Source organism: Mycoplasmopsis arginini (genome assembly GCF_965278885.1).
GTDB classification, from domain to species: Bacteria; Bacillota_I; Bacilli_A; order Mycoplasmatales; family Metamycoplasmataceae; genus Metamycoplasma; species Metamycoplasma arginini_B.
Genome location: NZ_CBDIHE010000005.1, coordinates 14,516 through 28,063 on the forward strand (window position 1 = coordinate 14,516; position 13,548 = coordinate 28,063).

At 27.8% G+C, this 13,548-nt stretch carries 14 protein-coding genes and 2 tRNA genes; 14 read left to right on the forward strand and 2 right to left on the reverse strand.

Going from position 1 to position 13,548, the window contains the following annotated elements; translation table 4 throughout:
- Window positions 1–15 precede the first annotated feature (15 nt).
- The 3 genes from ACQW0Y_RS02175 (at window position 16) to ACQW0Y_RS02185 (ending at window position 952) form a co-directional block, all read left to right on the forward strand.
- Window positions 16–171 carry a hypothetical protein gene (locus tag ACQW0Y_RS02175; protein ID WP_427867545.1) on the forward strand — a complete coding sequence of 52 codons (156 nt, stop codon included), beginning with the start codon at window positions 16–18 and terminating at the stop codon, window positions 169–171.
- Between the two features lie 41 nt (window positions 172–212).
- The gene (locus ACQW0Y_RS02180; protein ID WP_427867546.1) at window positions 213–773 is read left to right on the forward strand and encodes a hypothetical protein; all 561 of its coding nucleotides are present in this window, start codon (window positions 213–215) and stop codon (window positions 771–773) included.
- A 103-nt stretch (window positions 774–876) separates the two neighbouring features.
- Window positions 877–952 (forward strand) — tRNA-Lys (locus ACQW0Y_RS02185).
- 34 nt (window positions 953–986) lie between these two features.
- Here ACQW0Y_RS02185 and ACQW0Y_RS02190 read toward each other — a convergent pair.
- Window positions 987–3,134, reverse strand: a complete 2,148-nt coding sequence (locus ACQW0Y_RS02190; protein ID WP_427867547.1) for an ATP-dependent Clp protease ATP-binding subunit — start codon at window positions 3,132–3,134, stop codon at window positions 987–989.
- Between the two features lie 205 nt (window positions 3,135–3,339).
- Here ACQW0Y_RS02190 and ACQW0Y_RS02195 point away from each other — a divergent pair, with 205 nt between their 5' ends.
- From ACQW0Y_RS02195 to ACQW0Y_RS02245, 11 genes are all read left to right on the forward strand, one after another.
- A complete protein-coding gene (locus ACQW0Y_RS02195; RefSeq protein WP_427867548.1) occupies window positions 3,340–3,807 on the forward strand; it encodes a hypothetical protein in 468 nt (155 codons plus the stop codon).
- Window positions 3,785–4,588 carry a F0F1 ATP synthase subunit A gene (locus tag ACQW0Y_RS02200; RefSeq protein ID WP_427867549.1) on the forward strand — a complete coding sequence of 268 codons (804 nt, stop codon included), beginning with the start codon at window positions 3,785–3,787 and terminating at the stop codon, window positions 4,586–4,588. Before ACQW0Y_RS02195 ends, ACQW0Y_RS02200 begins: the two co-directional genes overlap by 23 nt.
- A 41-nt stretch (window positions 4,589–4,629) precedes the next feature.
- Window positions 4,630–4,938, forward strand: coding sequence for an ATP synthase F0 subunit C (gene atpE, locus ACQW0Y_RS02205; RefSeq protein WP_427867550.1), 309 nt, complete (start codon window positions 4,630–4,632; stop codon window positions 4,936–4,938).
- A gap of 19 nt (window positions 4,939–4,957) precedes the next feature.
- The gene (locus ACQW0Y_RS02210; RefSeq protein WP_427867551.1) at window positions 4,958–5,509 is read left to right on the forward strand and encodes a hypothetical protein; all 552 of its coding nucleotides are present in this window, start codon (window positions 4,958–4,960) and stop codon (window positions 5,507–5,509) included.
- Window positions 5,510–5,511: 2 nt separating this feature from the next.
- Complete coding sequence (locus ACQW0Y_RS02215; RefSeq protein WP_427867552.1) at window positions 5,512–6,042, forward strand: F0F1 ATP synthase subunit delta; 531 nt, start codon at window positions 5,512–5,514, stop codon at window positions 6,040–6,042.
- A gap of 13 nt (window positions 6,043–6,055) precedes the next feature.
- Complete coding sequence (gene atpA / locus ACQW0Y_RS02220) at window positions 6,056–7,639, forward strand: F0F1 ATP synthase subunit alpha (RefSeq protein ID WP_427867553.1); 1,584 nt, start codon at window positions 6,056–6,058, stop codon at window positions 7,637–7,639.
- Window positions 7,618–8,502 (forward strand): ATP synthase F1 subunit gamma, encoded by an 885-nt coding sequence (atpG, locus tag ACQW0Y_RS02225; RefSeq protein ID WP_427867554.1) that lies wholly within the window; start codon window positions 7,618–7,620, stop codon window positions 8,500–8,502. The genes atpA and atpG overlap by 22 nt, the downstream gene beginning before the upstream one ends.
- A 15-nt stretch (window positions 8,503–8,517) precedes the next feature.
- A complete protein-coding gene (gene atpD, locus ACQW0Y_RS02230) occupies window positions 8,518–9,954 on the forward strand; it encodes a F0F1 ATP synthase subunit beta (protein ID WP_427867555.1) in 1,437 nt (478 codons plus the stop codon).
- A 3-nt stretch (window positions 9,955–9,957) separates the two neighbouring features.
- Window positions 9,958–10,326 (forward strand): F0F1 ATP synthase subunit epsilon, encoded by a 369-nt coding sequence (locus ACQW0Y_RS02235; RefSeq protein WP_427867556.1) that lies wholly within the window; start codon window positions 9,958–9,960, stop codon window positions 10,324–10,326.
- 165 nt (window positions 10,327–10,491) lie between these two features.
- The gene (locus ACQW0Y_RS02240; RefSeq protein ID WP_427867557.1) at window positions 10,492–12,738 is read left to right on the forward strand and encodes a hypothetical protein; all 2,247 of its coding nucleotides are present in this window, start codon (window positions 10,492–10,494) and stop codon (window positions 12,736–12,738) included.
- 132 nt (window positions 12,739–12,870) lie between these two features.
- Window positions 12,871–12,946, forward strand: a tRNA-His gene (locus ACQW0Y_RS02245).
- A gap of 11 nt (window positions 12,947–12,957) precedes the next feature.
- Here ACQW0Y_RS02245 and ACQW0Y_RS02250 read toward each other — a convergent pair.
- Entirely contained in the window at window positions 12,958–13,530 is a 573-nt protein-coding gene (locus ACQW0Y_RS02250; RefSeq protein WP_427867558.1) for a thymidine kinase, read from the reverse strand.
- Window positions 13,531–13,548 lie beyond the last annotated feature (18 nt).

Sequence of the window (13,548 nt, forward strand, 5' to 3'; positions counted from 1 at the left end):
TAAGGAATTTAGTTTATGTGCAAATATAAATTGGAGTTAGAAAAAGACGAAAATGGTCAAATTATGTTAACGAAAAAAAATGTTGAAATTATTAATTTTATTTTGTCAATAGATTCAAACTATAAATTTAGTACCCAAAATTTTAATTATTCTAATAAAGTAGAATTTTAACTACAAAAAATTTTGAAAATAACTATGACTATATAAAAAGATTGTGCAAAATAATTAACCAAGAGAATTCTACACATTTATCAGTAAGTGGAAATAAAAAAGGAGATAATAATGGAATTGAAATTATGGCAAAAAAAATTAATCAAATTAAAGATTTAGAAGAAAAAAATATACGTGGTGATTTTTCAATAATTGAAGAAATTTCAAAGGCTGTTGAAGGAAGAAATAATTTTAGTTTTGCTACTAAATTTTGTGCTTATGTTTCAAATATTTCTGTAAATATTGAAGATAAAGATAGAGATAAGTTTGTAATTTACGATAACATTATTGCTAATGTTTTACCATATTTTTGTTGAAAATACTTGTCTACTAGTGATTATATAAATGAAAATCAGAAAAGCATTATTAAAAATAAAATTGTAAATAAAAACGGTAAAAATGACTATCAAAGTTTTATAAAAATTATTGATAAAATAATTGAATCAAGTAGCAAAAATACAGGATATAAAATTAGTAGAAGAAATTTTGATAAATTAATTTGATACTTTTATAAAGGTGATTCTGAATTAATAGAATATGCATTGTCCTTTATAAAAAAATAAATAATTTTTATATTTAATAAGGATTTTTTATAAATTAAATTATTATTTTTAAATATGATTTTAATATTTGTTTATAATTTATTACGCGCTTATTAAATATTATGCATCCTTAGCTCAGCAGGTAGAGCAAGGGACTCTTAATCCCTGGGTCGTGGGTTCGAACCCCACAGGATGTACCATATAAAAAGACAAGGTCTTAAAGCCTTGCCTTTTTTATTTAATTTTTATCACAATCTCATCATCTTCAATATTTATTGTTATGATTGAATCTTCTTTTATTTCATTGCTTAAAATAAAGTCTGCGATTTTGTTTTCGATTTGATTTTGAATAAATCTCTTTACTACTCTCGCGCCAAATGCTGGATTGTAAGCCTTATTGGCTATGTATGTTAATACATCTTCTTTATAAAATAAATTTGCTTTTATGTTATCTAAAATTCTTTTTGCTAATTTTCTTAATTCTAAATCTACTATTTCTTTTACTACTTGAATACTTAATTGGTTAAAAGGAACTATTTCATCAATTCTATTAATAAACTCTGGTTTAAATTTGGTTAATAAGATTTTCATTAATTCATCTTTTTCCGGCATTTTTTTCATGATTTGCTCTGAACCAATATTTGAAGTCATAATAATAATTGTATTTTTGAAATTAATCTTTCTTCCCTTGCTATCAGTTAGAATTCCGTCATCTAATATTTGTAATAAAACATTTAGAACATCAACATGAGCTTTTTCAATTTCATCAAATAGAATAATTGAATAAGGATTTTGTCTTACTTTTTCAGTTAATTGTCCACCATTATCGTCATAACCAATGTATCCTGGAGGCGATCCGATTAATTTTGAAGTACTATGTTTTTCCATGTATTCAGACATATCTAAACGAATAATATGATTTTCATTGTCAAAGAGGTTAAATGCAAGTGCTTTTGCTAATTCAGTTTTACCTACCCCTGTTGGGCCTAGAAATAGGAAAGAACCAATCGGACGATTTGGATCGTTTATTTTAGCTTTAGCTCTTTTAATTGCTTCAGAAACTAAGTCAATAGCTTCTTGTTGTCCTTTTACTCTTTTTGCTAAATTTGCACTTAAATTAAGTAATTTATTCTTCTGTGTTTCTAATAATTTAGTTACTGGAACTTTTGTTCATTTACTTACAATTGACGCAATTTCTTCTTCATCAATTGTTTCTTTGATTAAACGATCTTTTAAACTATTTAGTTGATTTTCTACATCTTTTTTAGATTCTTCCAAACTAGGTAATAACGAATACATAACTTTTGATGCTTCTAAATATTTACCTTCAGATTGTAAAATTGTTAAATGTCTTTTTAATTCTTCAATATTATCTTTAAAAGATGATAATTTTGCAATTAATTCTTTTTCTTTATTTCATTGATCAGTTAATAATTTATGTTTTTCCTTCAAGGCATTTAAATTATTATTAATTTGTTTAACTCTTTCACTATTATTCTTAATTTCTTTATTAACTGAGTTTTCAATAGCGGCTTTTTCAATTTCTAATTTAGCAATTTCATAATTTAATTTTTCAATAGGCTCAGGAATATATTTCATTTCTGTTTTAATATTTGCTGCCGCTTCATCAATTAAGTCAATTGCTTTATCAGGTAAAAAACGATCTGAAATATAACGTGCTGATAAATTTGCTGCAGCCACTAAAGCTTCATCTTTAATTTTTACTTCATGAAATGTTTCATATCTTTCTTTTATACCTCTTAAAATGGTAATTGTATCTTCTATTGAAGGTTCATTAATAAATATTTTTTGCATTCTTCTTTCTAATGCTGAATCTTTCTCAATATACTTGCGGTATTCATCTAATGTTGTTGCGCCAATTAAATGTAATTGCCCTCTTGCCATCATTGGTTTTAGCATGTTACCTATATCCATACTACCTTCACCGGTTTGGCCAGCACCAACAATCATATGAATTTCATCAATAAATAAAATTATTTCGCCATTAGAATCTTGAATTCTTTTTAGAATAGCTTGAATTCTTTCTTCAAATTGTCCCCGATAAGATGTTCCAGCGATAATTGATGAAATATTTAATTCATAAACCTTTTTAGATTTTAAATTTTCAGGAACTTGGTTTTCAATAATTTTCCTTGCTAAACCTTCTACGATAGCAGTTTTACCTACCCCAGGTTCTCCCACTAAAACCGGGTTATTCTTAGTTTTACGTGATAAGATCCGTACTAGTGATCTTATTTCCTCGTCACGATTAATAACTGGCTCTAGCTTTCCTTCTAGGGCTAGTTGTGTCAAATCTCTTCCATATTGTAATAATGGATCTTTATTGTTATTTTCTTGTGCAGGTGTTCATGATGCGTGCATAACTTTCCTCCTTTATCTAACTTAAATCCTAAGAAAATTATACCACTTTTTAGCACTCTAGTAATTAAAGTGCTAAAAAAATAGAAAATGTTGGTGGCTATATAAAAAAAGTCAAATAATATTAATTTATTAATATTTATCATTAACCTTAAAAATAAAAAGTAATATAATTTACATAGGTTATTTTATAAATAACCACTTGAGCATGAATAAATTAAATGGAAAACTTTTTTGAATAACTTATACTACCCTAAATATTGCCTTATTGTTAATATTCTCTGCAATAGCCTTTTTAGATTATTCTTTATTACTAGGGTATTTGGTTGGTATAGTTAGTTTTTTATTATTTTTAGTTATGTTAAAGCTGTCACTAAGATTAATAAAAAACAGTATTGATAGTAATAGTAAAAAGCAATATAAAACTCGAATGTTTATTGCTATTTTAATTTTTTTATTATTAATGATTTTAAACGTCGCTATTTTAGGATTTTTTATTTGAATAAATTCTTATTATCATTCGATTTATCCTAGTTCTAATTTAGCATTTTTTCCATTTAATACAATAACAATAACAGCTCCTTATTTATTATTGTCAGTTTTTTCAATAATCTGAGCTGTTATATTTGCAATTAAGAAAAGAAAGGAGGACAATGGACAAACTATTAAAAATTAATTGATTTGGTTCATCTGAAATTAATAGTAATCAAATTTTTTCGCTTATTTCGCTTGTATTTATAACTTTAGTTTTATCAGTTTTAATTTATGTGGCTGTTAAAAGGCAAAAAGTTAATAAAGCACCTAATGCAGCAATTATCTTAGTTGAAACTGCAATTATAGGTGGAGATAAATTTATTTCAGAAACACATGAATCAAAATTTGATAAGGCAAATCCATATCTTATTTCCTTATTTGTATTTATATTTTTTGGAAATATATTATCAATAATTGGTTTAGCACCAATGGGTTCTAGTTTATCAGCAGTTTTAGCTGCAACAGTAGTTTCATGATTAGGAACAGCTGGTGTCGGTATCGCTTATAACAAAGTAAAATATGTTATTAAACTTTTAAATCCATTAGAATTTGCTTCTAATTATTCACCGATTATTTCAATGACATTCCGGGTATATGGAAATATTATTGGTGGAGTTGTTTTAGTATCATTAGCATCGATATTCTTAAACAATATTTGAGCAAAAATTATTGGTGTGCAAGCAACTTCAGAGGCTGCAACATTTAATCCATTTGGAATTTTGATTTTACCAGCATTTAATTTATATTTTGATTTATTTGGTGGTGCAATTCAAGCTTTTGTTTTTGTTGTCCTAACAATGTCCTACTGATCACAGGCAGCAGAAGTTGATGTAAAAGAAAAACATAAGAAAAAAATTAGAGATTGAAAAAAGAAAATTATTGCAAAAAAAGAAAAAAATAAAGAAATTATTCAAACTAGTTAAAAAAATAACAAATTAAAATAACTTAATTTAGGAGAGAAAAAATGATTGATAAATTAGACAAAGTAAGAGAAATTATTCAAACCTTTGACGCTGACAAAGCAGGTTTAAAAGATGCACATAATTATCCTATTGCATATGGTTTAACAATGCTTGGAGCTGGTTTAGCTATTTGTGGTGCTGGTGTTGTTTCTTTAGGGCAAGGTATCGCTGTTGCTAAAGCTTGTGAAGCTGTTGGAAGAAACCCTGAAGCTTTATCTAAAGTACGTACCTTATTAATTTTAGGTCTAGCTATTGTTGAAACTGCATCTATTTATTGTTTAGTTATTGCTTTACTATTAATTTTTATATAACAAAAAGAAAAAATACAAAATGGAAACATTAACTATTCTAAATAAACTATCAGAAGGTAGTGGAAGTGTTAGTGAAGAATTAGAAAAAACATTCTCGGGACTAACATTTAATTGACCTTTATTTGTATTTTCTTTAATTGTTTTAATGCTTGTAACTGTTATTATCACTTTTTTAGTTTACAAACCAGTTAAAAAAATGGTAAAAAGACGTCAAGAATTAATTCAAGAAAATATTGACGCTTCAATTAAAGCTAAAGACGAAGCTTTAAAAGTTCAAGAAGAACACGATAAAAAAATAATTGAAGCAACAAATCAAGCAAAAACTATTATAAATAATGCTAAGGCTGAAAGCGAAAGAATTGTTAACAGTGGTTCAGCTGCAGCAAAGAAAAAAGCAGAAATGATGTTAGAACAAGCAGAAATTTTGATTAATAAAAAACGTGCACAATTTAATGTTGAACAAAAGAAAATTATTATGGAAAATGCAGTTGAAATTGCTAAAAAAATTATTGGTCGTGAAATCAAAGATTCTGACAACATTAAAATGATTAATGAAGTTATTGAAAAATAATTATGACTGATTTAAACGAAATTATTAATAATTGATCATTTGCTTTATTTGATCTTGCTAAGAGTTCAAATAAATTAGTGGAAATTACAAATGAATCTGCTGACATTATTAAAGTTTTAAAACAAAATAAAGAATATTTAAAGATGCTTAATTCTTTTGATTTATCAGAAGAAAGAAAGTTTAAAATGATTGATGAGGCTTTTGCTTCATATCATCCATATATTTTAAACATGATTAAATTAGCAACTAAAAAACACGTTGTTAAGTATATTGATATTATTTTCCACCGTTTTATCGAATTATCAAACGATAAATTAAATATTAGATATGGTCATGTTTATTCAGTTAATCCTTTAACAAAACAAGAAATTTCACAATTAGAAGTAAAACTTTCAAAAGATTTGAATTCAAAAGTTACTTTAATTAATGAAATTGATAAAAGTTTAATTGGTGGAATCAAAATTAAAGTTGACGAGTATTTAATTGATAATTCTGTTTTAGGAAAATTAAATAAAATTAAGTCTTTAGTATAATGAAAGGAAAAATATGGCTTTAAAACCAAGTGATTTATCAGCTATCATTAAAAATCAAATTAAAGAATTTAATGATAATGTAAGTTATGTCGAAGTTGGTAGAGTTATAACTGTTGGTGATGGGATTGCTCTAGTTAGTGGTTTAACTAATGTTGAATATGGTGAATTAGTTATTTTTGATTGTGGCATTGTTGGTATGGCTTTAAACCTTGAGGAAGAGTTAGTTGGTGTTGTTGTTTTAGGAGATGATAGAAATATTGTTGAAAATTCTCACGTTAAAAGAACACATGAAGTTATTTCAGTTAAAGTTGGTGATGCTTTATTAGGTCGTGTTGTTAATGCACTAGCAAAGCCAATTGACGGAAAAAATAAAATTGATAGTGAAATTAGTAGACCAATTTTTAAAATAGCCCCTGGGGTTATGACTCGTAAAGAAGTTTCAGAACCTTTAAATACAGGTATTTTAGCAATTGATGCTTTAATTCCTATTGGTAAGGGACAACGTGAATTAATTATCGGTGACAGACAAACCGGAAAAACAGCAATAGCAATCGATGCTATTTTAAATCAAAAAGGTAAAGATGTTTATTGTATTTATGTAGCAATAGGTCAAAAAAATTCAACAATAACACAAATTGTTGACCAATTAGCTAAAAATGATGCAATGAAATATACAACAATTATTGCTGCTTCAGCTTCAGAAAGTGCACCATTACAATATATTGCTCCATATACTGGTGTAACAATTGCTGAAGAATGAATGTCTCAAGGCAAGAGTGTATTAATTGTTTATGATGACTTATCAAAACATGCTGTCGCTTATCGTACATTATCATTATTATTAAGAAGACCTCCTGGACGTGAAGCTTATCCTGGTGATGTTTTCTATTTACACTCACAATTATTAGAAAGATCAGCACGTTTAAATAATGATTATGGTGGTGGTTCAATTACTGCACTTCCTATAATTGAAACTCAAGCTGAAGATATTTCTGCATATATTCCAACAAATGTTATTTCAATTACCGATGGACAAATTTTTACAAAAGAATCGTTGTTTAATTCAGGTCAAAGACCAGCAATTGACATTGGTTACTCAGTAAGTAGAGTTGGTTCAGCAGCACAAACCAAAATGACTAAGAAAGTTGTTTCAAGTTTAAAACTTGAATTAGCACAATATAATGAAATGCAAGCTTTTGCCCAATTTGGTTCAGATCTTGATCAAAATACAAGAATTATCTTAGAACATGGTGCTAAAGTTTATGAATTATTAAAACAATCACAATTTTCACCTTATTCACCAGCACAACAAATTATTTTATTATTTTTAGCAAAATACCGTTTAATAAACGTTATTCCTAAAAATAGCATAATTAAATATCGACAAGAAATTTTAACTTATTTTGCAACCGATACTAAAGCAACAGAAATTATTAGAAAAATCGAAGAATCAACTGATTGAACTAATGAGTTAATTGAAGAAATTTATAATCAAATTATTGTATTTAATGATTTATTTATAAAAACTATTCCATTATATAATAAAGATAATTACATTCTTATTCCTGAATTACCATGGAAACCTTGCAAAAAATAAAACAAAGAATTAACTCAATTAATTCAACTAAAAAAATTACTAAAGCAATGGAACTTGTTGCAACAGCAAAATTTTCCAAAATAAAAAATAAAATTAGTGAAGTAAAATCGTATTTTAAAAATGTTGAAAATATATTTATTAATTTAATCAAACACTCAGAACAAGATATTGATAAATTATTAAACCGTCATGCTTGAGAATTTACAGCAAGAAGAAATTTATATATTGTTTTTGGAAGTGATTTAGGACTTTGCGGTTCTTTTAATTCGGAAATGTATAAAAAAATCAATGAAGTAGTTACTGGCGATGATATTTTGATTGTAATTGGATCAAAATTATTAAGCCTAATTGAAAAAAATAAAAAATATCATATTATTCAAACCTTAACACAAATTGGAGATAATCCAACTTACGAAATAGCTCAAGTGGTTTCAAATAAAATTTATGATGTTTTAGAAATTTCATTGTTAACATCAGTTAAATTAATTTATACAGATTATGAAAACCCATTAAAGGCCGACCCAATTGTTCAAGAAATTTTTCCAATTTCAAAAAATACAATAGAAAAAATTGAACAAGAAAATTTAAATAATAATTTAAATAAAGATAATTTAGAAATAATTTTTGAACCAAATCCAGAAGTTATTCTAATTAATTCATTCCGGATCTTTTTTGAAGCCTCAATTTATAATGCTTTAATTAATGCAAAATTAGCCGAAACTAGTCAAAGAAGAACAGCAATGGAACAAGCATCTGATAATGCAGAAGATTTAATAGAAGATTTAAAGATTGAATACAATAGTTCACGTCAATCAAAAATTACTCAAGAACTTACCGAAATTGTTAACGGATCAGGTTCTTAGTGAAAGGATTTAATAATGGCAAAGAAAGAAGAAAAAAATGAACTAAATTACGGTGTTATTACCCAAATTTTAGGTGCTGTTATCGATGTTAGATTCGAAGAAGGTAAAGCGCCTAAAATGCTTAATGCTCTTGAAGTTATTGATGAAAATAATCCCGAAAATAAACAAATTCTAGAAGTTGCTCAACATATCGGTAATGATACAGTAAGAACTATTGCTATGAGTTTAACAATTGGTTTAAGAAGAGGAATGAAAGTTCTTGATTTAAAAAGACCAATCAGTGCACCGGTAGGAAAAGAAATTCTTTCAAGAATGTTTAATGTTTTAGGGCAACCTATTGATTTATTAGGTGGTAATTTTGAACATCAAATGCCTATTCATAGAAGTGCTCCAAGTTTTGAAGAACAAAAATCTACATTAGAAATTTTTGAAACAGGTATTAAAGTTATTGACCTTTTAATTCCTTATATTAAAGGTGGAAAAATTGGTTTATTTGGTGGAGCTGGTGTTGGTAAAACAGTATTAATTCAAGAACTAATTAATAACATCGCTAAACAACATGGGGGTTTATCTGTTTTTGCTGGTGTAGGAGAAAGAACTAGAGAAGGAAATGACTTATACCATGAAATGAAAGCAAGTGGTGTTTTAGATAAAACTGCTTTAGTATTTGGTCAAATGAATGAACCTCCTGGAGCAAGAATGAGAGCGCCATTTACAGCTCTTACAATGGCAGAATATTTCCGTGACCAAATGGGACAAGATGTTTTACTATTTATCGATAACATTTTTAGATTTACTCAAGCAGGTTCGGAAGTTTCAGCGCTATTAGGAAGAATGCCTTCAGCCGTAGGTTATCAACCAACCTTAGCAGTAGAAATGGGTCAATTACAAGAAAGAATAACATCAACTAATAAAGGATCAATCACTTCCGTACAAGCAGTTTATGTTCCTGCTGATGACTTAACAGACCCAGCTCCTGCAACAACCTTTACTCACTTAGATGCAAAAACTGTTTTAGATCGTGATATTGCTGCTTTAGGTATTTATCCAGCAATTGATCCATTGGGCTCAAATTCAAGAATGATGGATCCAAATATCATTGGTTTAGAACATTATAATACCGCAAGAGAAGTACAAAATATTCTACAAAGATTTAAAGAATTGCAAGATATCATTGCTATTTTAGGTATGCACGAACTTTCTGAAGAAGATAAAAAAGTTGTAGCACGAGCAAGAAGAATTAGAAGTTTCTTATCACAACCATTTTTTGTTGCTGAAAAATTTAGTGGTATTAAAGGAAGATATATTCAATTACAAGATACAATAAGATCATTTAAAGAAATTTTAAGCGGGAAATATGATGATTTACCTGAAGAAGCATTTTTATATGTGGGTACAATCGAAGATGTAATTGAAAAAGCTAAAACTTTAGGTTATAAATTTGAAAAATAATTTATGAGTGAAAACAAATTTATTAACGTTCTTATAACTACCCCTAACGGAGTTTATTATCAATCTAAAGCTAATATAGCTACTTTTACAACTACCGAAGGCCAAATTGGTTTAATGAAGGAAGCAGTACCTTTTTTAGCAGCTCTTATTCCATCGAAAATAATTATTAAAGAAGAAAGCAATGAAACTAAAACGTTTTTCATTGATCGTGGAATCGTAGAATTTAAAAATAATTTGCTTTCTTTAATTGTTAATCATATCGATATTAAACCTTTTGACATCGAAGCAAAATTCGAAAAAGTCGATGAAACAAAATATACAATTATTGAGGAACTAGTTTTAAAGAAAAAATTGGCTGAACAAAAGAAATAATTTAATGCAGATTTATTCTGCATTTTTTTATTTTTATTTCATTTTTAGATATTTTTATATAAAAAATCCAATAAAACTTAATGAAAATCATCGATTATAAAAAACATATCAATAAATTGTTAAAATTTATTATTTAAAAATTTAAATAAATTATTATGAGGTAAAATGAAAAAATCAAGTAAATTGTTAATAGGGTTAACATTTCTAGCAGCTACTGCTACAGCAGCATCTGTTGCTTTAACCGTTGCAACAGTAGTTAAGAAAACTCCTAAAAAACAACTTTCAAAACAAATCAAAATTTTTGAAGAAGAATTAGAAACAAATAAAGATTTAAAAGAATTTCAAAAAGCTGAAATTAAATTAGCTTTAGAAGCGGCTCAAGCAGTTTTATCAAATCCTGAGTCAACTAATGAAGAAATTAAGAACGCTTTAGATGTTTTGGTTAAAAAGGTAGAAGAAATTAAGGCACAAACAGAAGAACCTGAAACACCAGAACAAAAATTAGCAAAAGCAAAAGCAGCTTATGATGAAAAAGTTAAAGCATCAACAGAATTAATGGCGCAATTAACAACCGAAGATGGTAAATATAGCGAGATTAAAACAACTTTTGAAAACGAAGTAACAAGTGCTAAAGCAGATGTTCCTGCAGAAAATGCTACTGTAGAAAACTATCAATCAGCAACAACAAAATTAAATGATGCTATAGCTAAAGCACAAAAAGCAAAAGAAACTAAAGATGCTGAGTTAGCAGCTTTTGAAACCGCTAAGAATGCATATGATGCAAAAGTTACTGAAGCAACACAGTTAGCAACACAACTAACAAGTGAAGATGGTAAATATAACGAAATCAAAACTACTTTTGATCAAGAAGTAAACGAAGCAAAAGCACTTGTTCCATCAGAAAATCCTACAAAAGAAAACTATGAGTCAGCAACTGCTAAATTAAGTGCTGCTATTACAAAAACAAGTGAAGCAAAAGAAGCTAAAGATCAAGAAATTATTGAATTTGAAACAATTAGACACGTATATAACACAAGAGTTGAAGAAGCAACACAATTATCTACTGAATTAGATAATGATAAATACAGAACTATTAAAACAACATTTGATCAAGAAGTTGAAACCGCTAAAGCAGATGTTCCGGAATCAAATCCTACAAAGGAAAATTATCAATCTGCTACTTCTAAATTAAATGCTGCAATTGCAAAAGCAAATCAAGCAAAAGAAGATAAAGATAGAGAATTAGCGGCTTTAGAAACTGCCAAAACATCATATAATAACAAAGTTAGAGAAGCAGAAGAATTAGTAACAACTTTATCTGCTTCGGAAGAAAAATATGGTGCAATTAAAACTAAACTTCAAAACTCTTTAAATGAAGCAAAACAAAATATTAACGATCAAAGTACTACAGATCAATATAACACTGCAATTTCAGCAATAGAAGATGCTATTGAAACTGCTAACACAGAAAAGGAAGCTAAAGACGCTGAATTAGCAGCATTTGAAAATGCTAAGAATGCATATGATGCAAAAGTTAGTGAAGCAACACAGTTAGCAACACAACTAACAAGTGAAGATGGTAAATATAACGAAATCAAAACTACTTTTGATCAAGAAGTAAATGAAGCAAAAGCACTTGTTCCATCAGAAAATCCTACAAAAGAAAACTATGAGTCAGCAACTGCTAAATTAAGTGCTGCTATTACTAAAGCAACTGAAGCTAAAAATGCTAAAGATCAAGCTGAAGCTGAAGCAGCTGCAAAAGCACAAGCATTACAACAATTTAATACTTTAAAACAAGAAGTTGAAACATATTTAGCAACATTAACTGCTCCTGAAAAACAAACAATTAAAAATGAACTTGAAGAAGAATTAAATAAGCAAAAACAAATAGCAGAAGCATCTGACGCTACTTCAGAAATAATTAATAATGCTAAAAATGCTTTAAAAGCAAAATTAGATGAAACAAAAGCGAAAGAAAATAACGAAGAAGGACCTTCTACAAATGTTGAGGAATTAACTGAAGCACAAAGAGCTATTGTTGAGAAAGTTAATAATAAAACAATTTTAACTGGAACAGTTGCTGAAAATGTTAAATCTGAAATTCTAAAATTATCTTCAACTAAACTTTCAGATAGTCCAAATGATAAAAATTATTTTGGTTATTTAAAGAATAATAAGCAAACTAAAACATTTACTTTTGGATCAACCAATAAGAAGGCTAAGACAGCATTGGGTGATAACTTATTTGCACAAGAATTTTTAGATATGGCTTCTAATAAAGAAATAGTATTTGCAGTTTCTAATTCTCAAAGACTTGCTTTATGTTTTGACAAAAAAGAAGACGGAAAAATAGTAATTCCTTTTAGATTTAAAGATAAAACAACAATTTATGAAATTGAATTATTTTAATTTAAAGTTAAAATATTAAAACAAAAAAACACATTGCTAAAAAATGTGTTTTTTCTTTTACTTTTTTATAGCCTTAATTTTTAATTAAATTTAATTATTTGTGTTAAAATAATAAGGCAATTTATAAAAATGGCGTTCGTGGCGAAGTGGTTAACGCTCCGGGTTGTGGCTCCGGCATACGAGGGTTCGATCCCCTTCGAACGCCCCATTTTTTTTATTCTATTTTTTTGCCTTTTCGCCTAATAAATGACATTTACGGCATCTAGCTTCATATTCATTATAATCGCCTAAATAATTTAAATCATTGCTTTTAGCCTTACGATAAGAAGTAGAAGCAATATTTTGGCAAATCACGCATATCGCTTGTAACTTGGTTACAGTTTCCGCTATTGCCATAAGGCTTGGAATAGGCCCAAAAGGACGACGTTGATAATCTTGATCTAAACCAGCAATAATAATAAGATATCCTTTATTTGCTAAATCATCAGCAACATTAATTAAATCATTTCCAAAAAAATGTGCTTCATCAATTAAAATTGCTTGGTACTTTTGCTCATTTAATAACGAATAAATTTCTTCGATTTTTTTAATTGAAAATGTTTCATGTTTTAGGCCACAACGGCTAACAATTTCATTATCTGAAAAACGGTTATCATACTCCGGTTTAATAATTAAACTATTAAATTTTGCATATGATAAAGTTCTTAGTCGTCTTAAAAGTTCTTCACTTTTACCGCTAAACATAGGTCCTGTTATTATTTCGATCATTCCTTTTGAAAACACTTTGTACATATTATTTCCCTTCTTTTT